This window comes from Curtobacterium sp. 458 (assembly GCF_030406605.1).
GTDB lineage: Bacteria > Actinomycetota > Actinomycetes > Actinomycetales > Microbacteriaceae > Curtobacterium.
In genome coordinates, this window is record NZ_CP129104.1 from 3,527,605 (window position 1) to 3,552,641 (window position 25,037).

Below are 25,037 nucleotides of genomic sequence, written 5' to 3' on the forward strand. Positions count from 1 at the left end.
CACGAGAGCGACAGTTCGGCGGCGCTGCTCCGCAGCACGATGTCGCTTCCGCAGCACACTTCGCGGCACGAGGCGGCCATCTGTCGCTGTCGCACATCCGGCCTGGAGGCACGGTGCCGGTCCGCCGCGCCGACCGCTTTCCGCACCCCCCTGGTCGCACCCCCCGTCCGGGGGTATCGTGACGCCACGATCGACCATCCCGCCGGTCGTGACCGGGCCGACCCGTTTCCCTGCAGCGTCGACCGGGCCCCGTGCTGCCAGCACGTCTCGAGGACATCGATGTTCGACAATGCCTTCATCCGCAACGCCGTCGACCGGAGCGCCGAGAACGCGCTCGACCGACGACGGTTCTTCACCGCCGCCGGGGTCGTCGGCGCCTCCGCCGGCATCGCCGCGCTCAGCTCGTCGGTACTCACCACGGACCGTGCGTCCGCGTCCCCCCAGGAGGACGGTGCCGTCTCGGACGCCGCGATCCTCAACTTCGCGCTCAACCTCGAGTACCTCGAGGCGGAGTTCTACCTGCGCGCCGTGTTCGGCGACGGGCTCACCGACAGCATGATCACCGGGATCGACCCCCAGGGTCCCGTCGTCGGGGGCAGCAAGGTCCCGTTCAAGAGTGCAGCGATCCGCGGCATCGCCACCGAGATCGCGAACGACGAACGAGCGCACGTCGCGTTCCTCCGGGCAGCCCTCGGCGACGCCAAGGTCTCCCGTCCGAAGATCGACTTCACGAACGCCTTCACCGCTGCTGCCCGTGCCGCAGGATTGGTCGGGCCGACCGGCACGTTCGACCCGTTCGCGAGCGAGGAGGCCTTCCTGCTCGGTGCCTACGTGTTCGAGGACGTGGGCGTCACCGCGTACAAGGGCGCCGCGCCGCTCATCACGAACAAGACCTACCTGAGCGCTGCCGCGGGCATCCTCGCCGTCGAGGCGTACCACGCCGGGATCATCCGCTCGAAGCTGTACGAGAAGGGGCTGCAGGTGCCGGCGGGCAAGATCTCCGACGCGCGCGACTCCCTCGACGGCCCGACCGACGACGACCAGGGCATCGTGAGCTCGTCCGGAGCCGTCAACCTCGTGCCGACGGACGCGAACTCGATCGCCTACGGACGAACGGCGGAGCGCGTGCTGAACGTCGTCTTCCTGACACCGGTGCAGATCGACAAGGGCGGGTTCTTCCCGGAGGGCGTGAACGGTCCGATCGTCGCGAGCGGCAACCCCGGCAGCGCAACCGGACCCGCGTGACGCGCGGGGTGCTCTGAACGCGACCGGTCAGCGGGCGGGAGGCGCGGTGCGGGCTCGCGCCGTTCCTCCCGGCCGCCGTCAGGACTCGGGTGTTGGCTGGCCGCATGACGAACGACCCGAACTGGAAGCTGCCCGAGGTCCCCTCCTTCGAGCTCACGAGCCCCGACTTCACCGAGGGCGGCGCGCTGCCCGACTGGGCCCGTGGCTCGGACGCCGGTGGCGAGGACCGCTCCCCCGCGCTGGCGTGGTCCGGCGAGCCCGAGGGCACCCGGAGCTACGTCCTGACCGTGTACGACCCTGATGCCCCGACGGGATCGGGCTTCTGGCACTGGGCGGTGACCGACATCCCCGCGGGCACGAACTCGCTCGAGCGCGGTGCAGGCACCGACGACGCCCTGCTGCCCGCCGAGGCCCTCCGCCGCCGCAACGAGTACGGCACCGACACGTTCCTCGGGGCGGCCCCGCCCGCCGGACACGGCGCCCACCGCTACTTCTTCACGCTGAGCGCGCTCGACGTGCCCGTCCTCGAGGCTCCCGCCGACGCCACGCCCGCCGTCGTCGGGTTCCTGCTCCGCGAGCACCTGCTCGGTCGCGCCCAGCTCGTCGGCACGCAGGAGACCCCTGCCGCCTGACCCCGCGCGTCGCACCGGCGCACCGGACCACCAACGGCGAACGGCCGCCGCTCCGATCAGGAGCGACGGCCGTTCGTGCGTCAGGACGCGGAGGGATCAGCCCTCGGCCGGAGCCTCGGCGTGGGTCTCGTGACCCTTGCCGCCCTCGGTGTCCACGTCGTCGGCGATGACCGGCGCGAGCGACAGCTTGCCGCGGTCGTCCACCTTGGTGACCTCGACCAGGATCTTCTGGCCGACGCCGAGCACGTCCTCGACGTTCTCCACACGCTTGCCACCGGCGAGCTTGCGGACCTCGGAGACGTGGAGCAGACCGTCGCGGCCCGGGAGCAGCGACACGAAGGCACCGAACGTCGCGATCTTGACGACCGTGCCGAGGAACTGGTCCCCGATCTCCGGGTTCGTCGGGTTCGCGATCGCGTTGACCTGGGCGCGGGCGGCCTCGGCCGACGGACCGTCGACGGCGCCGATGTACACGGTGCCGTCGTCCTCGATCGAGATGTCGGCGCCGGTCTCGTCTTGGATCCCGTTGATCGTCTTGCCCTTCGGGCCGATCAGCTCGCCGATCTTGTCGACGGGGATCTGCACCGAGATGACGCGCGGCGCGGTGTCGGCCATCTCGTCGGGGGCGTCGATGGCCTCGTTCAGCACACCGAGGATCGCGGAGCGCGCTTCCTTGGCCTGCTTGAGCGCGGCGTCGAGGACCGACGAGGGGATGCCGTCGAGCTTCGTGTCGAGCTGGATCGCCGTGACGAAGTCCGACGTGCCGGCGACCTTGAAGTCCATGTCACCGAGGGCGTCCTCGGCACCGAGGATGTCGGTCAGCGCCGCGTAGCGGGTCTGGCCGTCGACGGTGTCGGAGACGAGGCCCATCGCGATGCCCGCGACCGGGGCCTTGAGCGGCACACCGGCGTTGAGGAGCGACAGGGTCGAGGCGCAGACGGAACCCATCGACGTCGAACCGTTCGAGCCGAGGGCCTCGGACACCTGACGGATGGCGTAGGGGAACTCCTCGCGCGACGGCAGCACCGGCACGAGCGCGCGCTCGGCGAGGAAGCCGTGCCCGATCTCGCGACGCTTCGGCGAACCCACACGGCCGGTCTCACCGGTCGAGTAGGGCGGGAAGTTGTAGTGGTGCAGGTAGCGCTTCTTCGTGACGGGCGACAGCGAGTCGATCTGCTGCTCCATCTTGAGCATGTTCAGCGTGGTGACGCCGAGGATCTGCGTCTCGCCACGCTGGAAGATCGCCGAGCCGTGGACGCGCGGGATCACGGCGACCTCGGCGTCGAGCGGACGGATGTCGGCGAGGCCGCGACCGTCCATGCGGACCTGCTCGGTCAGGATGCGGCCGCGGACGACCTTCTTCGTGACCGACTTGTAGGCGCCGCTGACCTGGCCGTTGGCGCTCTCGGGGAGCTCCCCGGCCTCGACCTTGGCCGCGATGGCCTCCTTGACGCGGGCCTTGAGGGCGTCGTCCTTGTCCTGACGCTCGAGCTTGCCGGCGATCTGGTAGACGTCCTTGAGCTCGTCGAGGGCGAGCGCCTCGACCGCGTCGTAGACCTCGGGGGCGTAGGGCGGGAAGACCGGGTAGTCCTGGATCTCCTTGGCCGACTGCGCGGCCATCTTCGCCTGCGCCTCGACGAGGACCTTGAGGAACGGCTTCGCCGCCTCGAGGCCCTGCGCGACGATCGCCTCGTCGGGCTTGGTCGCGCCGCCCTGGATGAGGTCCCAGCTGTGCTCGGTGGCCTCGGCCTCGACCATCATGATCGCGACGTCCTCGTTGCCGGCCTCGTCCGTGACGACACGGCCCGCGACGGTGAGGTCGAAGACGGCCTCGGCGAGCTGCGACGCCTTCGGGAACGCGACCCACTGGTCACCGATGAGCGCGAGGCGCACACCGGCGATCGGGCCGGAGAACGGCAGACCGGAGATCTGCGTCGACGCGGACGCCGCGTTGATCGCGAGCGCGTCGTAGAACTCGTCCGGCGCGATGCTCAGGACGGTGATGACGATCTGGACCTCGTTGCGGAGGCCGTCGACGAACGACGGGCGCAGCGGCCGGTCGATGAGGCGGCAGACGAGGATCGCCTCGGTCGAGGGGCGACCCTCACGACGGAAGAACGAGCCGGGGATCTTGCCCGCGGCGTACGAGCGCTCCTCGACGTCGACGGTCAGCGGGAAGAAGTCGAAGCCCTCCCGCGGGTGCTTGCCGGCGCTGGTGGCCGAGAGGAGCATGGTCTCCTCGTCGAGGTACGCGGCGACCGCGCCCTGCGCCTGCTGTGCGAGGCGGCCGGTCTCGAACCGGACGACGCGCTTGCCGAACTTGCCGTTGTCGATGACGGCTTCGGCGAACTTGATCTCGGGACCCTCCAAAAGGGTGCCTCCTTGACGTGTTCTCGGCAGACCCGGCGACGGCACACGACGGTGCGTGCGCGCCGAGGTGTCGGGACGCATGTCTGGCCAGCAGTAGAAGCACTCGGGACACCTTCTCGGCCCGCGAGCCACCACCGATGACCAGCTCCGTGCCCGGTCTGCGCAGTGTTTGTGTGACGACCGGGGAACAGTCCTCGGTCGCGTGCTCGGGGAACGGTCCCCGGACGAACAGGACTTTACCAGTCCTCAGGCGATCCGCGGGCGAGGCGCACGACGAACCCGCACGCGGCCGCTAGCGTACGGAGCATGCGCCTCCCCCTCTCCGGGCGAGGGTTCGTCGTGGCCGCCGTGGTCGCGGGCGTGCTCGTCGCCCCCCTCGTGACCGCGGCCCCGGCGAGTGCGACGACCTACCCGACGTGGCAGGACGTCCAGCGCGCGAAGGGCAACGAGCAGGCCAAGAAGGCCGAGGTCGACCGCGTGCAGACCGCGCTGCAGCAGGTGCAGGCCGACGCCGCCGCGAAGTCCGCCGCCGCGATCACCGCCTCCGAGGCGGCCGACCGGGCCGATGCGGACCTGGCGACGGCCACCCAGACCGCCACGAGCCTCCAGGCCCAGGCGGACAGCGCCTCGGCGACCGCCGAGCGGGCGCAGCAGCGCGCCGGGCAGCTCGCGGCGAACCTCTACCGCGACGGCGCGACCGACCAGATGTCCACGCGGATCGCGACCACGAAGGACCCGGGGCAGCTGCTCTACCAGCTCGGTGCCCTCGACCAGCTCTCGTCGACGTGGGCGGGCGTGATGGATGACGCGTCGGTCGCCGCCGGGACCGCGTCGTCGCTGCACGAGCAGGCGAAGCGTGCCGAGGACGAGCGGGCCGACCTCGCGGCCGCCGCCGAGGCGAAGGCCGCCGACGCGAAGTCGGCGCAGGAGGCCGCTGACGAAGCGGTGGACGACACCCAGCAGCACAGCGACGAGCTCTACGCGCAGCTCGCGTCGCTGCAGGACACCACCGCCTCGGAGGAGCGCGGGTACCAGCTGGGCCTCCAGGTCGCGGCGCAGAAGGCCGAGCAGCAGCGTCGTCGGGAGGAGGCGGCCGAGCGGCAGCGCGAACAGCAGGCAGCGACGCCGAGCGGCGGCAGCAGCAGCAGCAGCAGCGGGAGCACGAGCGGCGGCTCGGGCACGAACTACCCGAGCACCGGCGGCGTGGTCGTCGACCCGGCCGGGGCACAGGCGTACGCCCGGAGCGCGATCGGCGCCTACGGCTGGGGGTCCGACCAGATGGGTTGTCTCGTCTCGCTGTGGACGCAGGAGTCCGGCTGGCGGGCCAACGCCCTGAACGTGTCAAGTGGTGCGTACGGCATCCCGCAGGCGCTCCCCGCCGACAAGATGGCGGTCGCCGGTGCCGACTGGCGGACGAACGCCGCCACGCAGATCAACTGGGGCCTCGCGTACATCCACGACGCCTACGGGTCGCCCTGCGGCGCGTGGAACCACGAGATGAGCGTCAACCCGCACTGGTACTGACGCGACGCGGACCGGCCGGGAGGCGCGGGGCGGGGCCGCCACGGGCCTCCCGTCCGGTGGGTGGGTGCGTTGCGGGCGGTGCCCGACGCACACACCCCGATCGCGCGAGCAGCCGCTACGCGGCGGTCCGCGTGTCCTCGGCGGGCCAGCCGCCGAGGCGGATCACCTCGCCGTCGGCCGCGACGAGCCGGGCTGCGCGTCCGCTCGCGCGGAGCATCGCCGGCGCACCGCGTCCGCGGACGATCGCCGCGGTCGACAGGGTGTTCGCGGTGACGCACGAGGGTGCGACCACCGTCACCGACCGCCAGACCGGCTCGGCGGGGAGCCCCCACCGGGGATCGAGGACGTGGTGTCGCGCGCGCCCGTCCTGCTCCCACCGACGCTTCTGCGTGCTCGAGGCCGCGACGGACCAGCCCGACGCGATCCGCACGTGGTCGACCGGGTCGGCGTCGAGGTCCTGCACGCGCACCTGCCAGCCGCCCGCCGGCTCCGGGCCGGCCGTGGCGACGTCGCCGCCGAGGGAGACGAGCGCTCCGATGCCGAGGCGCGCAGTGATGCTGGCCGCTGCCGTGTCGGCCGCGGCGGCCTTCGCGGTCGCGCCGAGGTCGAGGCGGACGCCCACGGGGACGCGGAGGAACCTGCCGCTCAGCAGGACCCGTTGCCAGGCGGGTCGCGTGTCGAGCGCCGACGCGAGGACCGCGGGGTCCTGGTCGAGGGGCCGGCCGTCGACGGGCCGGTCGTCGACAGGCCCGTCGACTGGCCGGTCGTCGACGGACCGACTGCCGTCCTGGTGGAACGCCGCGTCGTAGCCGAGGGCGACCATGCGGTTGCCGAGCGTCGGGTCGACGTCACCGTTCGTCAGTCGTGCAGCGTCGAGCGCCTGGTGCACGAGGGACGCCAGGAGCGGCGACACCTCGGCGCCGTGCTCGAGGTCAGCGGTGCGGGCGACGAGTTCGGAGTCGTCGCGGAAGCGGCTGCAGGCGCGGTCGACGGCGTCGGTGACCTCGCGGACGCAGGCCTCGGCGGCGGCGAGGTGACGGCGGTCGCGGCGGTCGAGGACGACCCGGGCGGTGGTGGTCCAGAGCTCCCACTCGGCGGCGGCGCGCATCAGGAGCCCGTCGTCGTCGCGTCGGAGGACGAGTTCTGGCTGCCCTGCGTGACGCCCGAGCCGCCCGTGCTCGTGCTGCTGCTGTCGCTGTCGCTGCTGCCGCTCGTGCTGCTGCTGTCGCTGGTGCCTGAGTCGTTGCTCGCGGTGCCCTGCTCGTGCCCGACCCAGAGCCCGGCGCCGGTGACCATCGCGACCACGAGTCCGCCGATGCTCACGAGCGAGCTCGTCGTCCGCTTCCTGCCGTTGCTGCCCATCGTTCCTCCTCGTCTCGGGACGAGGCTCGCGTGCCGGTCGGTGGACGACCCGGGAACGGGCTGGACCCGTCCCGCGCAACCGGTGAGGGTCGGGTAAGAGCCGGACGCCCCTTCCCCGCCGCGTCAGTGCCCGAGGCCGCCGAGCATCGCGGCGAAGTCCGGCGTCGTGGGCAGGGCGTCCGCCTGCTGCGGGACCCGGCGGGAGGACCGGACAGCCCACGCGAGATCGGCTCCGGCGCGGCTGATGCGCCCCTCGAGCGCAGCGGCGTCTCCTGCGGTGCCCCAGTCGTCGGTCGCGGCGAACACCCCGGTCGGGACGACGGCGGCACGGAGGTAGGCGAACACCGGACGGAGCGCGTGGTCGATCGCGAGCGAGTGCCGCGCGGTGCCGCCGGTCGCGCCGAGGAGCACGGGCGTGTCGGCGAGCGCGTCCTTGTCGATCACGTCGAGGAACGACTTGGCGAGTCCGCTGACACCGGCGGTGAAGACCGGCGTGACGAACACGACCGCGTCCGCCTCGACGACCGTGGCGATCGCCCCCGCGAGGGCCGGTGCGGCGAAACCGGTCAACATCGCGTCGACGATCTCGTGCGCGATCGGGCGGAGCTCGACGTGCTCGACCGCGGCGGCGGTGCCGTCCGCGAGGAGGGCCTCGGCCGCAGCCCGACCGAGGCGATCGGCGAGCAGGCGGGTCGAGCTGGGGTCGGACAGTCCGGCGGAGACGACGGCGATGGTGGTCATGGTGGTTCCCGACTTTCGATGCGTTTGCATGAACATCGTACCGAACCGATCGACGGACGCAACCATTCCCGCCCGGTCTCCACGGGCCTCCCGGCCGGGTACGGAGAACGCCCGGCCTTCCGAGGAAGACCGGGCGTTCAGCCGAGCAGTGTCTGCGTGGGACTCAGCGGCGCAGGCCGAGGCGCTCGATGAGCGCACGGTAGCGGTTGATGTCCACGTCAGCGAGGTAACCGAGGAGGCGGCGACGCTGACCGACCATGAGCAGCAGACCACGACGCGAGTGGTGGTCGTGCTTGTGCTCCTTGAGGTGCTCGTTCAGGTCGTTGATGCGACGCGTCAGAACGGCGACCTGGACCTCGGGGGATCCGGTGTCGCCCGGGTGGGTCGCGTACTCTTCGATGATCTCCTGCTTGACCTTCGCGTCAAGTGCCATGGATGATCCCCTTCCTGTCCGTTGCGCGGTGCCCGTGCCTTGTGCACGAGCGCTCTTTGTCCGCGGCCGTTCGACGGCAACCGGAGAAGCCTACCAGGTGTTCAGGCAGTGCGGGGACGCAGGCGACGACGCCGAGGAGCGGGCAGCAGGCTGCGGAACAGCCCGACGAGCGTCGCTCCGAGGAGCCCACCGAGCCCGTTCGACAGGACGTCGCGGGGGTCGGACACGCGGTTCGGCAGGAACGCGCCCTGGTACTGCTCGATGCCGACCGAGAGCCCGACGGCGACGACCGCGCCGAGCAGCCACCAGCGGCGCGGCAGCCAGAGCGCGGCGAGCATGCCGACCGGGACGAACATCGCGATGTTGGCGAGGAACTCCGTCCGGTCGTACGTGAGCCAGCCGCTACCGGTGATCCGCTGGGCCCACCGGATCGCGTGCTCCACGAGGGACCCCTGCGCCGCGGTGAAGACCTCCGGCGTCAGGGTCATCCGCCAGATCACCCAGGCGTACGCCGCGGTGACGGCGAGGAGGAGGAGTTTCCGGAGCATCCGCAGAGTCTGACGCACCGTGGTCGGGAAACCCCTGGCCCGCCGCTGGCAGAACGCCCGGAGCCGTTCCCCGCTGCGCCCGTTCTCCTGGGAGCATGGGTCCATGACGGACCAGGGGAACCGCCGGGGTGCGCCGCGTCGGTCGTCGGCGGGGCGCCAGTGGACGTGGATCGGTGTCACCGCGGCCGTGGTCGTCGCCGTCGTGGTCGCCGTCGTGGTGACGCTCCCCCGCGACGGGTCCCCCGACGGGCGCCAGGTCGTCGAGCGACGCACCGCCGCACAGGCGTTCCCCGGGGGCCTCGCAGTCCAGCCGTCCGCCGAGAACCAACCCGGCCGACGCGAGGCAGCGGCGCGGGCGGCCGGTCAGGAGACCACCGCGCAGCGGATCGCGGTCATCGCCGACCAGCCGATCGCCACCTGGCTGACGGACGACTCGGTCGCCGACACGCGTGCCACGATCCGCGACGTCGTCCGGAGCGCGCGCCAGCAGGACCGCACCCCGGTGTTCGTCCTGTACAACGTCCCCGACCGCGACTGCGGCCACTACTCGAAGGGCGGCAGCACGGCGTCCGGGTACGTGCCCTGGGTCCGCGCAGCCGCACGGGCGATGGCGGGGTCGCACGCGGTCGTGCTCGTCGAGCCGGACTCGATCGCCCAGATCGCGGTGTGCAAGCGTCTCGAGGACTCCCGCCTGCCGCTGCTCCGGCAGGCCGTCGGGGCGCTGGGCGGGCACGGGCTCACCGTGTACCTCGACGGCGGCAACGAGCAGCGCGTCCCGGTCGCCCAGCAGGCGTCCTGGCTCCGGCAGGCCGGCGTCGACCGGACGCAGGGCTTCTTCACGAACGTCTCGAACTTCTACCGCGTCGACACCGAACGCGCCTACGCGGACGAACTCGCGGACCGCATCGGCGACGACCCGCACTTCGTCATCGACGTCTCCCGCAACGGGCAGGGCTGGCGGGGCACCTGGTGCAACCCGTCCGGGGCCGGTCTCGGACAGACACCGCACGTCACGCGGGGCAGCACCCGGCTCGACGCGCTGCTCTGGGTGAAGACACCGGGGCTCAGCGACGGGACGTGCAACGGCGGACCCGCGGCCGGGCAGTGGTGGGAGTCGTACGCGCTCGACCTCGTGGCGAACCGGAAGCGCGACTGAGCGAGGATCCTCACGGCGGGGTGTCGGTGCCCGGTGGTTCCATCGGGACATGACCCCGACCGCGCGCCTCCGCTCCGTCGTCCCGCCCTACCTGCTCCGGGCCGTCGCCGACGCACCGGACTTCCCACGAGCCTCCTCCGCCGCGCGGTCCGCACTGGCCTCGCTCGAGGTCGTGCAGCAGCCGAAGCACGAGCACCGCGACGCGCCCCGGGGCGTGAGCGACACGGTCGACCGGTCGCCGCAACGGACGATCTCGGACGCGCACGGCACGACGACCCTGCCCGGCACGGTCGTGCGGAACGAGGGAGACCCCGACTCGGGAGACCCCGCCGTGGACGAGGCGTACACCGGCCTCGGCGACACGCACGCCTTCTGGCTCGAGGTGTTCGACCGGGTCTCGATCGACGGCGCCGGGCTGCCGCTGGACGCCACGGTGCACTACGGGCAGGACTACGACAACGCCTACTGGGACGGCAGTCGCATGGTGTTCGGTGACGGGGACGGCGAGGTCTTCGAGCGCTTCACCATCGCCGTCGACGTGATCGGCCACGAGCTCGCGCACGGCGTCACGCAGTACACGGCCGACCTCACGTACGAAGGGCAGTCCGGTGCGCTGAACGAGTCGATCAGCGACGTGTTCGGCTCCCTCGTGCTGCAGTACTCCCGCGGCCAGACCGCGGAACAGGCCTCCTGGCTCATCGGCGAGGGTCTCTTCACCCCGCGCGTGCACGGCGTCGCACTCCGCTCGATGCGGGCGCCGGGCACGGCCTACGACGACCCGGTGCTCGGCAAGGACCCCCAACCGGCGACGATGGCGGACTACCTCGAGACGACCGACGACAACGGTGGCGTCCACACGAACTCCGGCATCCCGAACCACGCCTTCTACCTCGCGGCGACGGCCATCGGGGGCAACGCGTGGGAGGGCGCCGGGGCCGTCTGGTGGGACGCCCTCACGTCGGACGCCACGACGGAGTCGATCGACTTCGCGGGCTTCGCGGCGGTCACGGTCGACGCGGCGGCAGCCCGGTTCGGGTCGGGGTCGCGCGAGCACGGCGCCGTGCAGCAGGCGTGGCGCGACGTCGGCGTCCTGAGCTGACCGGTACTCCGTGCCCGGCGTACGGTCGGGGCATGCACATCGCCGTCCGCCGGACCGGGGGCTTCGCCGGCACCACCCGGGGCTGGCGCGTCGACACCGAGGCCTGCGACGACCCTGCGGCGTGGACGGACCTCGTCGACACGCTCCCCCGCGAGGTGCCCGCTCCGGCTCCGGGCGTCCGCGACGACTTCACGTGGACGATCACGATCGAGCAGCGCACCGTCACGATCCCGGGGAGCCGACTCGAGGAGCCGTGGGCGTCCCTCGTGGCACGCGTCCGCGACGAGGGCGACACCGCCTGACCGGCGCGGTGCGCGGCCGCGCGCACCAGCGCACAACCGGAGACAACCCGAACCGCGCGCATCCACGGTGCGCAACGACGTTGGTTGTGCGGTGCACACGCGGCGCGCGCGGGTCGTGCTGCGCCGAACGGGAGGCACGGCACCAGCCCGCCACCGGCCTCCCGGGCCGCGCGCACCAGTGCACAACCAACGACAACCCGAACCGCGCGCATCCACGGTGCGCAACGACGTTGGTTGTGCGGTGCACACGCGGCGCGCGCGGGTCGTGCTGCGCCGAACGGGAGGCACGGCACCAGCCCGCCACCGGCCTCCCGGGCCGCGCGCGCCAGCACACAACCACAGCCATCCCGAACCGCGCGAAACCACGGTGCGGAACGCACTCTGGTTGTGCGGCGCACACGCGCGCCACGCACACGCGCGCCACGCGCACGCGGGCGGGTGCGGCACGCCCGCAGCGCGGCCCGTCAGGCCACGTCGACGACCGTCAGCCGCCGCGTCGGCCGCGTCATCGCGACGTACACCGCCGCCGCCGCCCGAGCCGCATCCGCGCCGACGCGCTCCGGGTCGACGAGGAGCACCCCGTCGAACTCGAGGCCCTTCGCGTCCGCCCCGGTGAGCACCGTGACCGACCCCGGCCGCGGCGACCCGAGCGACCGGACGTCCGCCTCGGTCCGGGCGAGGCGGTGCCGGACAGCGTCGACGTCGGCTTCGGGCACGATCACGCCGATGGTCCCGCTGCCGATCGCCGCGCGCTCGTCGTCCACCAGCGATGCGACCGTGTCGAGCACGTCGGCCCGCGGCACCGACACCCGCTGCACGGGGTCGCCGTCGCGCACGGCCTCGGTCCGGGTGACCACGAGCCCCGCGGACGCCGCGTACTCCCCGGCTGCACGCACGATCGACCGTGGCGTGCGGTAGTTGACCGTGAGCTCCTCGACGCGGTGCTCGATCGGCACCTGCGGCGCCCGGCCACGGCGACGGCGGGCGAGGGCGCCGACGACGTCGTCCCAGGTGCGAGCGGCTCCCGGCGAGGAGCCCTGCGCCATGTCCCCGACGATCGTGAAGGACCGCAGCGGGTTCCGGCGGGCGAGCACCCGCCACTGCATGGGCGAGAGCTCCTGCGCCTCGTCGACCACGATGTGCCCGTAGGTCCACTCGCGGTCCTCGGCGGCGCGCTCGGCCGTGGTGCGCGGGTCGCCGCCCTCGGCGAAGGACCCGGCGACCTGCTCCGCGGTGACGATGCCCTCGACGCCCATGTTCTCGATGGCCTGCCGCGCGTTCTCGATGTCGCGGTTGCGGCTGGCCTTCGCCGCACGCTTCGCCGCGCCGCCGGTGGGGTCGAACGGACCGAGGAGTTCGGCGGCTTCGTCGAGCAGGGGGACGTCCTCGACCGTCATCGCCGAACCCCGCGGGCGGAGCAGCAGCGCCCGACGCTCCGGGGTCCAGTTCGGGGTGAGGGACGCGAGCCAGTTCGGCCGCGCGTAGAGGTCCTCCACGAACTTCTCGGCAGGGAGCGGCAGCCACGCGGTGTTGAGGAGGACCCGGGCGTCGTAGGAGGACCGGATGTCCTCGCGGAGGACCTTCTCGTCGGCCTCGTCCACCGTGGTGCCGCGCTCGCGGAGCTGGTCGGCGAGGAGTCGGGTCATCGCGTCGAGGGCGATCTTGTTGAACGTCACCCGGGCGACGTTGTGCGGCTTGCCGCGGTCCTGCGCGCGCTTCATGGCGTCGGCCACGAGCTGCGGCGGGACGACGAGCCGCTCGCCCTCGACGTCGAGGGTCACGGGCTCGGCCGGCACGACCTGCCGCGACCGGACGGCACGGCGGAGCAGGGACGCCATCTCCGCCGAGCCCTTCACGGCGGCGACGTCCCGGTGGTCGTGCGTGGAGGCGTGCACCCCCGGGTACAGCGACCCGAGCGACGCCATCACGACACCGGTCTCGCCGAGGGACGGCAGCACCTGCTCGATGTACGTCAGGAACGCGGACGACGGCCCGACCATCAGCACACCCGACCCGCGGAGGCGCTCACGGTAGGAGTACAGCAGGTACGCGGCCCGGTGCAGCGCCACGGCGGTCTTGCCCGTGCCGGGGCCGCCCTGCACGATGAGCACGCCCTCGAGCGGGGACCGGATGATGCGGTCCTGCTCGGCCTGGATCGTGGCGACGATGTCCGTCATCCGCCCGGTGCGCTCGGCGGTCACGGCGGCGAGGAGCGCCCCCTCGCCCTGCAGGTGCGTGCGCTCGTCGTCGTAGAGGGAGGCGTCGAACACCTCGTCCTCGACCCCGACGACGGTCCGGCCGTCGAGCGTGAGGTGCCGGCGCGCCCGCATGCCCATGGGGTGCGCGGCGGTCGCCTGGTAGAACGCGCTCGCACCGGGGACCCGCCAGTCGAGCAGGAGCGGCCGGTGGTCGTCGTCGCGGAGGCCGACCCGGCCGATGTACCGGAACGCGTCCTCGTCGCTGTCCGGCTCGGAGACCTCGAGCCGACCGAACACGAGGCGGTCGCCGACGCGTTCGAGCGTCGCGATGGTGTCCTCGTAGAGCCGGGCGTACGCGTCGCGCTCGCTGCGGCTCTGGTGGTTCCCGCCGACCGCCTGACGGCGGGTCTCGGCGAGACGCTGCTCGGCCTCGGCGGTCAGTTCGTCGAGGCGGGCGAACAGCCCGTCGACGTAGCCACGCTCGCGGTCGATCTCGGTCGGTTCGGACACACGCCACCCTTCGGGAAACAGGGGTGTCCAGTGTAGTCCCGCAGGACCGACACCGAGAACGGCGCGACCCCGGGACGGACTGGAGGCACGTGGCGGACCCGCCACGCGCCTCCAGTCCGGAACCTGGTTCCGCCCGTTCCGCACCGCGGTCCGGACACAGCACCGCGCTTCTCCACGGTGCTGTGTCCGGAACCTGGTTCCGGCGGCAGACCGCAGTCCCGCGGGACGGACGCGGACGCTACATCTCCTCGTGCGTGTCCGGGTCGCCGTCCCAGAGGCGCCCGCGCTCGAGCGCGGAGATCGCCTGCACCTCGTCGTCGGTCAGCTCGAAGCCGAAGACGTCGAGGTTCTCGCGCTGCCGCGAGGCGTCGCCCGACTTCGGCACCGGCACGGCACCGAGCTGCACGTGCCAGCGGAGCACGACCTGCCCCGGCGTGACCCCGTGGGCCTCGGCCGCCGCGACGACCGGCTGCTCGCTCATGAGCTCGGACTGCTTCGCGAGGGGGCTCCAGCTCTCGGTCACGATGCCGAGCTCCTGGTGGACCATCCGCAGCGCCGCCTGGGGGAAGTACGGGTGCAGCTCGACCTGGTTCACGGCCGGGGCGACCCCGGTGGCGTCCACGATGCGCTCGAGGTGCTCCGGCGTGAAGTTCGAGACACCGATCGAGCGGACCTTGCCGGCGTCACGGAGGTCCACGAAGGCCTTCCAGGTGTCGACGAACTTGTCGACGGACGGGTTCGGCCAGTGGATGAGGTACAGGTCCACGTGGTCGAGGCCGAGGTTCGCGAGGGACTCGTCGATCGACCGGTGGGCCTCGTCGTACCCGTGGTGGCGCCCCGGCAGCTTCGTGGTGACGACGAGGTCCTCACGGTCGACACCGGACTCGCGGACCGCACGGCCCACGGCGTCCTCGTTGCCGTAGTTCAGCGCGGTGTCGAGCAGCCGGTAGCCGCTCGCGATCGCCGCCTGCACCTGCGCGGTGCCCTCGTCGCCGTTCAGGCCGTAGGTGCCGAGGCCGAGCTCGGGGAACCGGTGGCCGTCGTTCAGCTCGATCGTCGGGGCGCCGACCTGCATCAGCGGACCCCGAGCAGGTCGATGACGAAGATGAGGGTCTTGCCGGAGAGGAAGTGTCCGCCGCCGGCCGGGCCGTAGGCGAGCTCCGGCGGGACCACGAGCTTGCGGCGGCCGCCGACCTTCATGCCGGGGATGCCCTCCTGCCAGCCGCGCACGAGCGCCGCGAGCGGGAAGTCGATCGGCTCGCCGCGGTTCCACGAGCTGTCGAACTCCTCGCCCGACTCGTACTCGACGCCGGCGTAGTGGACCTTGACGGTCGAGCCAGCGGTGGCCTCGTCGCCGGATCCCTCGACGATGTCGGTGACCACGAGCTCGGTGGGGGCGGGGCCCTCGGGGGCGTCGAACTCGGGCTTGCTGTTGAGGTCAGTCATGCCGGCCAGTCAACCAGAGAGCGCGGTCCTGGCCGTGCAGGCCGATGGAGGCAGCAGAATGGTTCCACCGTGACACGATCCGACACCGCTCCGCGCCGCCGCCTGCTCGCCGACCTCACCCCGCTCCGCCGCTCCCCCGCGTTCGCGCGGCTGTGGGCCGGCACGGCGATCGCCGGCATCGGCACGCAGATGACGACCGTCGCGGTCGGCCTCGAGGTGTACGACATCACCCGCTCGACGTTCGCCGTGGCACTCGTCGGCGTGATCGCCCTCGTCCCGATGATCGTCGCGGGGCTCTACGGCGGCATGCTCGCCGACGCGTTCGACCGGCGGCTCGTGGCCCTCGTGTCGGCGATCGTCGCCTGGGCCGCTGTGGCCCTCATCGCCACGCACGCCTGGCTCGGCCTGCACAGCGTGGCGCTGCTCTACGTCCTCGCCACGGTGAACGCCGTCGCTGCGACGGTGAGCAACGCCTCGCGCTCCGCGATCGTGCCGCGGCTCGTCGGCACCGACCTCCTGCCCGCGGCGAGCGCCCTCGGCGGCATCGCGTCCGGGTTCCAGGTCACGGTGGGTCCGGCGATCGCGGGTGTCCTCATCGCGAGCGTCGGCTTCGCCCCGACGTACACGATCGACGTCGTCCTCTTCACGTTCGCGTTCCTCGGGGTGTTCACGCTGCCGAGGATGGCGGCCGAACACGACGCCCTCCGGCCCGGGCTGAGCTCGCTGATCGAGGGTGCGCGGTTCCTGAAGCGCTCCCGCAACATCACCATGACCTTCGTGCTCGACATCATCGCGATGACGTTCGGCCAGCCGCGGGTGCTCTTCCCCGCGATCGGGGCGCTCGTCATCGGCGGCGGGTCGATCACGGTCGGGACACTCACCGCCGCGTACGCGATCGGCGCGCTGCTGTCGAGTGTGTTCTCCGGTCCGCTGGGGCACGTCCGCCGGCAGGGCGAGGCGGTCGGGTGGGCGATCACCGCGTACGGCGGGGCGATCGCCGCGTTCGGCGTCGTCGTCGCGGTGGCGCACCTGCTCGGTGGTCGCTCGGGCGATGCCTTCAGCGTCGGGATCCTGCCGGCCCTCGGGCTCGCGGCGCTGTGCCTCGCGGCCGCCGGCGGTGCGGACAACGTCAGCTCGGTGTTCCGGAACACGATCCTGCAGGCGGCGTCGCCGGACGGGATGCGCGGGCGATTGCAGGGCATCTTCATCGTGGTGGTCACGGGTGGCCCGCGGCTCGGTGACCTGTACGCCGGGCTCGTCGTCGCGGCGGGCATCGCGTACCCGCCGATCATCGGTGGCGTGGTGATCATCGGCCTCGTCGCGCTGCTGCTCCGGTTCGTCCCGTCCTTCCGTCGGTACGACGCGCTGCACCCGCACGCGAACTAGCGGGCCGCGAGACTCGCGCTGAGCGACACTCCTCGCGGCCGGGCGCGCGAGCAACGTCGCTCACGCCGAGTCTCGGCAGCGGGCGGGTCGCCAGGGCGACCGCCCACCGGCCGGGAGGCCCGTGGCGGGCCCGCACCGCGCCTCCCGTCCGAATCCAGGTAGTTTCGTACGCATGCCGGACCGTGATGCGCGCGCCATCCAGCGGACCGGGGTCCGCGCCGTCGTCCGGCGCACCTACCACTCGGTCATCCGGCACCGCGTCGTCGACGCGGCGGCGTCGCTGACGTTCTTCGCGACCCTCACGGTGTTCCCGACCGCACTCGCGGTCGTGTCGGCGCTCGCGATCGTCGACCGGTCGGGAGACGGCCTCGCGGACATCGTCCAGATCCTCGGGTTCATCGTGCGCCCGGAGACCGCGCAGCACCTCGAGGAGCCGCTCCGGCAGCTGCTCTCGCTCGACAACCCGTGGCTCGGCTTCGCGACCGGCGTGGTCCTGACGCTGTGGTCGCTGTCCGGGTACGCGACCGCGTTCGGCCGCGCGATGAACACCGCCTACGAGGTCGAGGAGGGCCGCCGGATCTGGAAGTTCCGCAGCATGATGCTCCTCGTCACCCTGCTCGTCATGGTCGGCGGCGCGATCGCGATCCTCATCCTGCTCGGCACCCCGACGATCGCCGCGGCCATCGTCGACCAGATGGGCTGGCCGGTCTGGGTGGACGACCTGTGGAACGTGGCGAAGTGGCCCGTGCTCGCCGCGGTCCTCGTCGTCATGGTCGCGGTGCTCTACTACGCGACGCCGAACGTCCGGACGCCCCAGCTCCGGTGGGTGTCGGCCGGTGCCGCCTTCGCGATCGTGACCTGGGCGATCGCGACGTTCGGGTTCGCGGTCTACGTCGAGACGATCGGTGCCGGCAACCGCGCGTACGGCTGGCTCGGCGGCGCGATCCTGCTGCTCGTGTACCTGTACATCTCGAACTTCGTGCTCGTCGTCGGCGGTGAGCTCGACTCCGAGGTCATCCGGATGCGCCAGCTGTTCGCCGGCATCGAGGCCGACGAGTCGATCCGGCTCCCCCTCCGCGACGTCACGCGGAACTTCACGCTGGCCCGGTGGCGGGACGCCGACATCGCGACCGCACACCACGTCCGGGTCGAGGCGGCCAAGCTCCCCCGCGACGACGAGGACGCCGCGCAGGCCGAACACCTCCGCGACCTCGCCGGCAAGGTGCAGGTGAGCGAACCCCCGATGCCGTAACGGACGCGGACGCGGCGGGCCCGGTCGGGCGCGGATCGAACCACGATCCCGACGTCGAACCGGCCGCAGCCCCTGGTTCGACGTCGGAATCGCGGTTCGATCGGTCCTGAGCGCCGCGTCAGCGCTCCCGCGCCGCCTGGTCCAGCATCTCCTCGGTGACCACCGGGATCGCCCCCGTCGCCAGCTCGATCCCCGACAGGCGCGCAGGCGACAGGACCCGCTGCACCTGGTCCTCCTCCATGAGACCGGCAGCGGTGACGAGCGTCGCGATCGGCGTCGAGGTGGTCAGTGCCGTGTGCGCGATCGACGCCGCCGCCGCGTACCCGATGTACGGCGTCAGCGCGGTCACGACGCCGACGTTCGTGTCCACCTGCGCCGCGAGCTTCGCCTCGTTCGCCTCGATGCCCGTGACGCAGTGCACGCGGAGGGTCTCGCAGCCGTTCGCCATCCACTGCAGCGACTGCATGATCGAGTGCGCGATGATCGGCTCGAACGCGTTGAGCTGCAGCTGTCCGCCCTCGGCCGCCATCGTCACGGTGGTGTCCGCCCCGACGACGGCGAACGCGATCTGGTTCACGACCTCGGGGATCACCGGGTTGACCTTGCCGGGCATGATCGACGACCCCGCCTGGCGTGCCGGCAGCGTGATCTCGCCCAGGCCGGCCTGCGGCCCCGACGCGAGGAGTCGGAGGTCGTTGCAGATCTTCGAGAGCTTCGCGGCGCTGCGCTTCACCGTGCCGGAGAGCGTCATGAACGCCCCGGCGTCGCTCGTGGCCTCGATGAGGTCCGGCGCGGTCACGACGTCGAGGCCGGTCGCGATCTGCAACTGCCGCCGGACCTCGTCGCGGTACAGCGGATCGGCGGTGATGCCCGTGCCGATCGCCGTCGCGCCGAGGTTCGTCTCCGCCAGCAGCGGCATGACCTTCGACAGCAGGAGCACGTCCTCCTGGATGGTGTGCGAGAACCCGGTGAACTCCTGTCCGAGCGTCATCGGCACAGCGTCCTGGAGCTGCGTCCGTCCGATCTTCAGGACGTCCGCGAAGGCCCGCCCGCGCTCGGCGAAGGCGTCGGACAGTGCCTCGAGCTGCGTGTTGAGCCGGCGCACACCGAGGATCATCGCCAGCTTGATGCTCGTCGGGTACGTGTCGTTCGTCGACTGGCTGCGGTTCACGTGGTCGATCGGGTGCAGGTAGGCGTAGTCGCCCTTCTCCCGCCCGAGGAGTTCGAGTGCCCGGTTCGCGAGCACCTCGTTCGTGTTCATGTTCGTCGACGTGCCGGCGCCGCCCTGGACGATGTCGACCACGAACTGGTCGCGGAGCCGTCCGTCGCGGACCTCCTGCGCGGCCGCGTCGATGGCGTCGGCGCGCTCGCCGTCGAGCACCCCGATCGCCTTGTTCGCGCGGGCCGCTGCCTGCTTGACGGTCGCGAGGGCCTCGATGAGGTCCGGGTACACCGCGATCGGGACGGAGGTGATCGGGAAGTTCTCGAGCGCCCGGAGGGTGTTGATCCCCCAGTAGGCGTCGGCCGGGACCTCTCGGCTGCCCAGGGAGTCGGACTCGGTGCGGGTGGGTCGTGGTGCGTCGTTGCTCACCCGGCCCAGGCTAGTCCGAACCGTCCGGCCGGTCCTGGTGCCGAGGCGGGCGCGTGTCGGCTCGCGCCCGACGCGACCGGAAGACGGCCTGGAGGCTCGTGGCGGCGCCGCCACGAGCCTCCAGGCCGTCACCTCGTCGCGTCAGCGACCCGCGGCACGCCAGCGGACGCGTCGCGTCACGCGGCGCGCGTCAGTGGAACTGCGGGACGATGAGGTAGATGCCGTAGAGCACGGCGGCGGCGCTGACCGCGAAGCAGGCGATCGCGAGCGAGCGGTACAGCCGCACCCCGGGCGGGGTGTGCCCCGGGAGCGGGAACCCGGCGGTGGCCGGCCCGACCGTGCCGTCGTCCTTCACCGTGTACTTGCCGGCGCGGGTGTCTGCGGCGCTCCAGAACCGGAGCCCGACCGAGTACACCGTCACGACGAAGCACGCGGAGACGACCGCGACGACGGCGACGGTGACGAATGCGAGCCAGTCGATCCCCATCAGCGACGACCTCCCTTGCGCGCGGCCATGCGGCGCAGGGTGCGCTCACGGCTCAGCTCGGCACGGCGGGCCGAGACGACCTCGGCACGCTTCTTGCGCTGCATGTCCCGGCGCTCCTTGCGGGTGAGGACCGCGTTCGCAGCCACGTCGACCTCGATCGCGGCGGCCTGGTCGTGCGGCTTCCGGAGCGACCAGAGGTACAGGCCGAGGATCACCGCGGAACCCACCACGGCGTCGATCACGAGGCCGAGGACGCCGATGCGGGCGATGCCCGACGCGACCGCGCCGACCGCAGCCGCGGCGGGCAGCGTGATGAACCAGGCGATGACGATCTTGCCCGCGGTCGACCACTGGATCTTCGACCCGCGACGACCGAGGCCCGCGCCGATGATCGACCCGGACGACACCTGCGTGGTGGACAGCGCGAAGCCGAGGTGGCTCGACGCGAGGATCGTGGCGGCGGTCGAGGCCTCGGCGGCGAAGCCCTGCGTCGCCCGGATCTCGGTGATGCCGGAGCCGAGCGTGCGGATGATCCGCCATCCGCCGGTGTACGTGCCGAGGGCGATCGCGAGGGCACAGGCCACGACGACCCAGAACTGGACGCCCTGGTTCGCCGACTGCGCGCCCGAGGCGATGAGCGTCAGCGTGATGACGCCCATCGTCTTCTGCGCGTCGTTCGTGCCGTGCGCGAGCGACACCATCGAGCTCGTGAAGATCTGCCCGAAGCGGAACCCGCCGCGCTCGTTCGGGAACACCGGTCGGCGGGTGATCCGGTAGGCGATGCGCGTCGAGAGGAACGACACGAGCGCCGCGATGACGGGCGACAGGAACGCCGGGATGATCACGACGGTCAACAGCGCGGCGTAGTTCACGGAGCCGAAGCCGGCGCCGACGATCGCGGCACCGATGAGCCCGCCGAACAGCGCGTGCGACGACGAGGACGGCAGCCCGCGCAGCCAGGTGATCATGTTCCACACGACCGCGCCGATGAGCCCCGCGAAGATCATCTCGGGCGTGATCGCCACACCGCCGGGTCCCTCGTTGATGAGCCCGTGCGAGATCGACGTCGCCACCGCGGTGCTGAGGAACGCACCGACGAGGTTGAGCACCGCTGCGACGGTGACCGCGACCTTGGGCTTCATGGCGCCGGTCGCGATCGGGGTCGCCATCGCGTTGGCGGTGTCGTGAAAACCGTTTGTGAAGTCGAAGAAGAGGGCCAACGCGATGACCAGGACGACTATGAGTGTGATGTCCACCGCGGGAAAGTGTCCCAGGCGACCGGCCCGAGCACAAACCCTGCCGTTCACCTCGTGTCCACCCGGGCTGTCGATCCGTTCAGGAACGGAACCATTCCGATGAGAGAATGTTCCTCATGGACCCCGTCGAACTGCTCATCCTGCTGATCGGCTCACTGGCGGTGACGGGGTTCGCCCGGGCGAAGGGCCTGCCCGCTCCCCTGCTCGTCACCGCGGTCGCCCTCGCCGCGTCGTTCATCCCCGGGCTCCCGCACATCGAGATCGACAGCGAGGTCATCCTCACCGTCGTGCTCCCCCCGCTGCTCTACTCGGCGGCACTCGACGTGTCGTGGCAGAGCTTCCAGACGTCGATCAAGCAGATCCGACGTCTCGGCATCTTCCTCGTGATCGTCACCGCGCTCGTGGTCGGCGTCGTCGCGTACTTCCTCATCCCGGACATGACGCTGCCGGCCGCGATCCTCCTCGGCGCGATCGTCGCTCCGCCGGACGCCGTGTCCGCGGCCGCGATCGGTCGGAAGCTCGGGCTCCCGCGCCGCGTCATGACGGTGCTGTCCGGTGAGAGCCTCATCAACGACGCGGCCTCGCTGACCCTGGTCCGGGTGTTCACGCTCATCATCGCGGGGACGTCGCTGACGATCTGGCAGGACCTCGGCATTTTCGGGCTCGCGATCGGCGTCGGGCTCGTGGTCGGCGGCGTGCTCGGCGTCCTGGTGCACTGGATCCGGATGCGCATCAACGACCCCGTGGTCGAGACGATCATGAGCATCCTGCTCCCCTTCGTCGCCTACATCGGGGCCGAGCACCTGTCCGGTTCCGGCGTGATCGCGGTCGTCACGGCGGGCCTCTACATCGGCTACAACTCGCCGAAGGAGGGCTACGCGACCAGGCTCCAGGAGCGCCCGCTGTGGACGAGCATCGACGTCATCCTCGAGGGCTTCGTGTTCGCGCTCATCGGCCTGCAACTCAACGACGTCGTGCAGAAGCTGATCGAGAGCGAGCGGAGCCTGGGTCAGACGTTGACCGCCGCGGTCGTGGTGCTGCTCGTCGTGATCCTGGTGCGGCCCCTCTTCGTCTTCGAGTCGTACGTCCGCAACCGCTTCAACGGGCGGTGGCTCCGCCCGCTGCGCGTCAAGCTCTCCCGCGGACACCCGTCGCTGCGGTGGATGCGCGGCTCCGCCGAACCGAAGCTCAACTGGCGCGAGCTCACCGTCATCTCGTGGACCGGGATGCGCGGCGTGGTCACCCTCGCCGCCGCGGTCTCGGTCGTCGCGAGCCCGACGGAGATCCCGGCGCAGGACACCATCTTCGTGATCGCGTTCATCGTCACCGTCGGCACCCTGTTGCTGCAGGGGCTGACGCTGCCGTTCGTGATCCGCGCCCTGAAGGTGCAGGACCCGGAGGAGGGGATCCAGGACGTCCGGAGCGAGATGCGGCTCAACGAGCGCACGACCCGGGCGGCGATCGACCTCATCGAGCAGCGACGCCCGGAGTGGGGCGAGCGCTTCGGGGTCGAGGCCACGGACGTGTTCGTCGCACGGCTCAAGGCCCGGCTCGAGCGGGCGGCCGAGACGTTCCGGCAGGACGCGGTCGAGGAGGAGACCGAGGACCAGCAGCTGCCCTCGCGACTCCGGGGCTCGCAGATGCAGGACATCCGGCGCGACCTGCTCGACCGGCGCCGCGAGATCGTGCTCGAGGAGCGCGAGAAGGGCAACCTCGACGAGGAGGTCATGCGCCGGGTGCTCGTGACGCTCGACGCCGAGGAACTCGCGATGGACTCGGCCCAGGCGTCCCGCAGCCGGAGCTGACCGCGCCGCGCGACCGCGCACGCCGCGCGACCGCGCACGCCGCGCGACCGCGCACGCCGCGCGGTCGCGCGACCGCGCACACTGCGCACCGGTCGCTGTCGGACGTCGCGGCGTATCCTGGCGCTCCGATCGAGAACAGGAGCACGTGGCCGAGTGAGCACCCCGCGGAACGACCTCCCACCGAAGCGGACCACCCGCCCGTCGACCCGCGGCACCCGTCCCCGCCGGGGGTCCTCCGTCGCTGGTCACCGTCGCGTCCGACAGGCGCCCGTCCCCGAGCCGCAGCGCATCAGCCGCTACCGGCGGTGGTACGGCACGCTGCACCCGTCGCTCCAGCTCATCGGTCTCCAGCTCTGGATGCCGCTGTTCTTCATCGTCGGGTTCTGCCTCTGCTACGTGTTCGCGTTCCACGCCCCGCACCCGCACGACGTGCCCGTCGCCCTCGTCGGCAGCGACCCGACGCTCGTCGCCGCGGTGGGCAAGGCGCTGCCGGGTGAGTACGTCTTCCACGTCTACGACTCCCTCGCCGCCGCGAAGCGCGACGTCCTCGCCGGCAGCATGGCCGTGGCGTACGACCCCTCGGCGAACGAGTTCTTCAAGGCGAGCGCGCACCAGTTCCAGGTCGCCTCACTCGTGCCCGCCACGCTGTCGGCGGTGATCGAGGCCGGCGGCGCCGCGGCCCCGAAGATCACCGAGCTCGCCCCGCTCCCCGCGTACGACGAGTACGGCACGGTGTCGATGTACGTGATGCTCGCGTGGTGCATCGGCGGCTACATGGTCGCGATGTTCATCGGGATCATGGGCGGCCCGCTCCGGCACCGCACGCGCATGGCCGTGATCGTCGTCGGCGGTCTCGTCATCTCGCTCATCACGAACACCCTCGCGGGCCCCGTCGTCGGCGCCGTCCACGGCCACTTCGTCCCGCTCGTCCTCATCGCGTGGGGCTGGATCGTGGCGATCGGCCTCGCGGTCAACGGCCTGAGCTACTTCGCCGGTCGGTTCATCGCCGCGCCGGCCATGATCTGCTTCGTCTTCCTCTCGATGCCGTCGTCGGGCGGCGCCTACCCGAAGTGGTTCATGCCGGAGCCGTTCGCGTGGCTCAACAACGTCGTCGTCGGTTCGAGCATGGTCGACATGATCAAGCACCAGATCTACGGCGTCGGCCCCGGTCTGACGCGGGGACTGATCACGATGGCGTGCTACGCCGGGGCGGGCCTGGTGCTGATGTACTTCGGCAAGATGTGGTGGGAGCACCGACGCATCCGCGCGATCGTCACCGGCCGGACGACGATGTTCCAGGACGCCCAGACCGCGAACCGTGAGTTCCTCGGCAAGCAGCGCGACCACGAGCTGGAGCGACACGGGCTCACCTCGACGGAGACCGGCACGCTCAGCGTGCTGCGCGACGACGAGTGGGAGGACGAACGGGCCGGCGGCGACGTCTTCATGGGCGGTCGCGACGGCCTCGAGACCGAGAGCACGCCGACCGGTCGCGTCCCGGTGGTGCGCTCGGGTGAGCGACCGGCTCCCGCGGGACGGCCGGGAGGCCCGACCAGCGCGCCGCGCACGCGTCCCGTCCCACGGACGGACGGCTCCAGGGCACCGGCCCGCACCGACGTGCCGGCTCGCTCGTCCGCGCGGACCGGCGGCGGTTCCGACGACCGCCCCCACGGCCGGCACGCGGAGCGCTGAGG

General features: G+C 71.8%; 22 protein-coding genes. 10 read left to right on the plus strand and 12 right to left on the minus strand.

Going from position 1 to position 25,037, the window contains the following annotated elements:
- Positions 1 to 279 precede the first annotated feature (279 nt).
- Together QPJ90_RS16980 and QPJ90_RS16985 are read left to right on the plus strand one after the other, a co-directional pair.
- Positions 280 to 1,245 carry a ferritin-like domain-containing protein gene (locus QPJ90_RS16980; protein WP_290132305.1) on the plus strand — a complete coding sequence of 322 codons (966 nt, stop codon included), beginning with the start codon at positions 280 to 282 and terminating at the stop codon, positions 1,243 to 1,245.
- A 104-nt stretch (positions 1,246 to 1,349) separates the two neighbouring features.
- Entirely contained in the window at positions 1,350 to 1,877 is a 528-nt protein-coding gene (locus tag QPJ90_RS16985) for a YbhB/YbcL family Raf kinase inhibitor-like protein (protein ID WP_290132306.1), read from the plus strand.
- Between the two features lie 96 nt (positions 1,878 to 1,973).
- On the opposite strand, the gene QPJ90_RS16990 is transcribed toward QPJ90_RS16985, so the two are convergent.
- The gene (locus QPJ90_RS16990) at positions 1,974 to 4,247 is read right to left on the minus strand and encodes a polyribonucleotide nucleotidyltransferase (protein WP_290132307.1); all 2,274 of its coding nucleotides are present in this window, start codon (positions 4,245 to 4,247) and stop codon (positions 1,974 to 1,976) included.
- 306 nt (positions 4,248 to 4,553) lie between these two features.
- Between QPJ90_RS16990 and QPJ90_RS16995 the strand changes: the two genes are divergently transcribed.
- Positions 4,554 to 5,771 (plus strand): hypothetical protein, encoded by a 1,218-nt coding sequence (locus tag QPJ90_RS16995; RefSeq protein WP_290132308.1) that lies wholly within the window; start codon positions 4,554 to 4,556, stop codon positions 5,769 to 5,771.
- Between the two features lie 115 nt (positions 5,772 to 5,886).
- Here QPJ90_RS16995 and QPJ90_RS17000 read toward each other — a convergent pair whose 3' ends face one another.
- From QPJ90_RS17000 to QPJ90_RS17020, 5 genes are all read right to left on the minus strand, one after another.
- Positions 5,887 to 6,879 (minus strand): FAD:protein FMN transferase, encoded by a 993-nt coding sequence (locus tag QPJ90_RS17000; RefSeq protein ID WP_290132309.1) that lies wholly within the window; start codon positions 6,877 to 6,879, stop codon positions 5,887 to 5,889.
- On the minus strand, positions 6,879 to 7,133 hold the full coding sequence (locus tag QPJ90_RS17005; RefSeq protein WP_290132310.1) for a hypothetical protein: 255 nt from the start codon (positions 7,131 to 7,133) through the stop codon (positions 6,879 to 6,881). Before QPJ90_RS17005 ends, QPJ90_RS17000 begins: the two co-directional genes overlap by 1 nt.
- 123 nt (positions 7,134 to 7,256) lie before the next feature.
- Positions 7,257 to 7,874, minus strand: a complete 618-nt coding sequence (locus QPJ90_RS17010) for a CE1759 family FMN reductase (RefSeq protein WP_290132311.1) — start codon at positions 7,872 to 7,874, stop codon at positions 7,257 to 7,259.
- Between the two features lie 163 nt (positions 7,875 to 8,037).
- Entirely contained in the window at positions 8,038 to 8,307 is a 270-nt protein-coding gene (gene rpsO, locus QPJ90_RS17015; RefSeq protein ID WP_058725132.1) for a 30S ribosomal protein S15, read from the minus strand.
- Between the two features lie 101 nt (positions 8,308 to 8,408).
- Entirely contained in the window at positions 8,409 to 8,855 is a 447-nt protein-coding gene (locus QPJ90_RS17020) for a VanZ family protein (RefSeq protein ID WP_290132312.1), read from the minus strand.
- A 103-nt stretch (positions 8,856 to 8,958) separates the two neighbouring features.
- On the opposite strand from QPJ90_RS17020, the gene QPJ90_RS17025 reads away from it, so the two are divergent.
- From QPJ90_RS17025 to QPJ90_RS17035, 3 genes are read left to right on the plus strand one after another with little or no spacing between them, the layout of a single operon-like run.
- Complete coding sequence (locus tag QPJ90_RS17025) at positions 8,959 to 10,011, plus strand: glycoside hydrolase family 6 protein (protein ID WP_290132313.1); 1,053 nt, start codon at positions 8,959 to 8,961, stop codon at positions 10,009 to 10,011.
- 49 nt (positions 10,012 to 10,060) lie between these two features.
- Positions 10,061 to 11,110, plus strand: coding sequence for a M4 family metallopeptidase (locus QPJ90_RS17030; RefSeq protein WP_290132314.1), 1,050 nt, complete (start codon positions 10,061 to 10,063; stop codon positions 11,108 to 11,110).
- Between the two features lie 32 nt (positions 11,111 to 11,142).
- Positions 11,143 to 11,412, plus strand: coding sequence for a protealysin inhibitor emfourin (locus QPJ90_RS17035; protein WP_290132315.1), 270 nt, complete (start codon positions 11,143 to 11,145; stop codon positions 11,410 to 11,412).
- Positions 11,413 to 11,876: 464 nt separating this feature from the next.
- Here QPJ90_RS17035 and QPJ90_RS17040 read toward each other — a convergent pair whose 3' ends face one another.
- The 3 genes from QPJ90_RS17040 to QPJ90_RS17050 form a co-directional block, all read right to left on the minus strand.
- On the minus strand, positions 11,877 to 14,120 hold the full coding sequence (locus QPJ90_RS17040) for an ATP-binding domain-containing protein (protein ID WP_290132316.1): 2,244 nt from the start codon (positions 14,118 to 14,120) through the stop codon (positions 11,877 to 11,879).
- A 238-nt stretch (positions 14,121 to 14,358) separates the two neighbouring features.
- Entirely contained in the window at positions 14,359 to 15,195 is an 837-nt protein-coding gene (locus QPJ90_RS17045; RefSeq protein WP_290132317.1) for an aldo/keto reductase, read from the minus strand.
- Entirely contained in the window at positions 15,195 to 15,566 is a 372-nt protein-coding gene (locus tag QPJ90_RS17050; RefSeq protein WP_290132318.1) for an FKBP-type peptidyl-prolyl cis-trans isomerase, read from the minus strand. The genes QPJ90_RS17045 and QPJ90_RS17050 overlap by 1 nt, the downstream gene beginning before the upstream one ends.
- A gap of 69 nt (positions 15,567 to 15,635) precedes the next feature.
- Here QPJ90_RS17050 and QPJ90_RS17055 point away from each other — a divergent pair, with 69 nt between their 5' ends.
- Positions 15,636 to 16,952, plus strand: coding sequence for an MFS transporter (locus QPJ90_RS17055; protein ID WP_290132319.1), 1,317 nt, complete (start codon positions 15,636 to 15,638; stop codon positions 16,950 to 16,952).
- 172 nt (positions 16,953 to 17,124) lie between these two features.
- Positions 17,125 to 18,204, plus strand: a complete 1,080-nt coding sequence (locus QPJ90_RS17060; protein WP_290132320.1) for a YihY/virulence factor BrkB family protein — start codon at positions 17,125 to 17,127, stop codon at positions 18,202 to 18,204.
- Positions 18,205 to 18,322: 118 nt separating this feature from the next.
- Here the strand turns inward: QPJ90_RS17060 and QPJ90_RS17065 are convergent, their stop codons facing one another.
- From QPJ90_RS17065 to QPJ90_RS17075, 3 genes are all read right to left on the minus strand, one after another.
- The gene (locus QPJ90_RS17065; RefSeq protein WP_290132321.1) at positions 18,323 to 19,795 is read right to left on the minus strand and encodes an aspartate ammonia-lyase; all 1,473 of its coding nucleotides are present in this window, start codon (positions 19,793 to 19,795) and stop codon (positions 18,323 to 18,325) included.
- 190 nt (positions 19,796 to 19,985) lie between these two features.
- The gene (locus QPJ90_RS17070; RefSeq protein WP_290132322.1) at positions 19,986 to 20,282 is read right to left on the minus strand and encodes a hypothetical protein; all 297 of its coding nucleotides are present in this window, start codon (positions 20,280 to 20,282) and stop codon (positions 19,986 to 19,988) included.
- The gene (locus QPJ90_RS17075) at positions 20,282 to 21,538 is read right to left on the minus strand and encodes an inorganic phosphate transporter (protein ID WP_290132323.1); all 1,257 of its coding nucleotides are present in this window, start codon (positions 21,536 to 21,538) and stop codon (positions 20,282 to 20,284) included. The genes QPJ90_RS17070 and QPJ90_RS17075 overlap by 1 nt, the downstream gene beginning before the upstream one ends.
- Positions 21,539 to 21,654: 116 nt before the next feature.
- Here QPJ90_RS17075 and QPJ90_RS17080 point away from each other — a divergent pair, with 116 nt between their 5' ends.
- Together QPJ90_RS17080 and QPJ90_RS17085 are read left to right on the plus strand one after the other, a co-directional pair.
- Positions 21,655 to 23,343, plus strand: a complete 1,689-nt coding sequence (locus tag QPJ90_RS17080) for a sodium:proton antiporter (protein WP_290132324.1) — start codon at positions 21,655 to 21,657, stop codon at positions 23,341 to 23,343.
- Positions 23,344 to 23,496: 153 nt separating this feature from the next.
- Positions 23,497 to 25,035: a hypothetical protein gene (locus tag QPJ90_RS17085; RefSeq protein WP_290132325.1), complete on the plus strand. Its 1,539-nt coding sequence runs from the start codon at positions 23,497 to 23,499 to the stop codon at positions 25,033 to 25,035.
- Positions 25,036 to 25,037: the final 2 nt, after the last annotated feature.

Excerpts from the sequence above, each read along its gene's own strand:
- QPJ90_RS17030 (WP_290132314.1), top strand. The coding sequence starts at position 10,061 with ATGACCCCGACCGCGCGCCTCCGCTCCGTCGTCCCGCCCTACCTGCTC.
- QPJ90_RS17060 (WP_290132320.1), top strand. The coding sequence starts at position 17,125 with ATGCCGGACCGTGATGCGCGCGCCATCCAGCGGACCGGGGTCCGCGCC.
- QPJ90_RS17005 (WP_290132310.1), bottom strand. The coding sequence starts at position 7,133 with ATGGGCAGCAACGGCAGGAAGCGGACGACGAGCTCGCTCGTGAGCATC.
- QPJ90_RS17020 (WP_290132312.1), bottom strand. The coding sequence starts at position 8,855 with ATGCTCCGGAAACTCCTCCTCCTCGCCGTCACCGCGGCGTACGCCTGG.
- QPJ90_RS17000 (WP_290132309.1), bottom strand. The coding sequence starts at position 6,879 with ATGCGCGCCGCCGCCGAGTGGGAGCTCTGGACCACCACCGCCCGGGTC.
- QPJ90_RS17050 (WP_290132318.1), bottom strand. The coding sequence starts at position 15,566 with ATGACTGACCTCAACAGCAAGCCCGAGTTCGACGCCCCCGAGGGCCCC.
- QPJ90_RS17070 (WP_290132322.1), bottom strand. The coding sequence starts at position 20,282 with ATGGGGATCGACTGGCTCGCATTCGTCACCGTCGCCGTCGTCGCGGTC.
- QPJ90_RS17025 (WP_290132313.1), top strand. The coding sequence starts at position 8,959 with ATGACGGACCAGGGGAACCGCCGGGGTGCGCCGCGTCGGTCGTCGGCG.
- rpsO (WP_058725132.1), bottom strand. The coding sequence starts at position 8,307 with ATGGCACTTGACGCGAAGGTCAAGCAGGAGATCATCGAAGAGTACGCG.
- QPJ90_RS16995 (WP_290132308.1), top strand. The coding sequence starts at position 4,554 with ATGCGCCTCCCCCTCTCCGGGCGAGGGTTCGTCGTGGCCGCCGTGGTC.
- QPJ90_RS17035 (WP_290132315.1), top strand. The coding sequence starts at position 11,143 with ATGCACATCGCCGTCCGCCGGACCGGGGGCTTCGCCGGCACCACCCGG.
- QPJ90_RS16980 (WP_290132305.1), top strand. The coding sequence starts at position 280 with ATGTTCGACAATGCCTTCATCCGCAACGCCGTCGACCGGAGCGCCGAG.
- QPJ90_RS17080 (WP_290132324.1), top strand. The coding sequence starts at position 21,655 with ATGGACCCCGTCGAACTGCTCATCCTGCTGATCGGCTCACTGGCGGTG.
- QPJ90_RS17010 (WP_290132311.1), bottom strand. The coding sequence starts at position 7,874 with ATGACCACCATCGCCGTCGTCTCCGCCGGACTGTCCGACCCCAGCTCG.
- QPJ90_RS17045 (WP_290132317.1), bottom strand. The coding sequence starts at position 15,195 with ATGCAGGTCGGCGCCCCGACGATCGAGCTGAACGACGGCCACCGGTTC.
- QPJ90_RS16985 (WP_290132306.1), top strand. The coding sequence starts at position 1,350 with ATGACGAACGACCCGAACTGGAAGCTGCCCGAGGTCCCCTCCTTCGAG.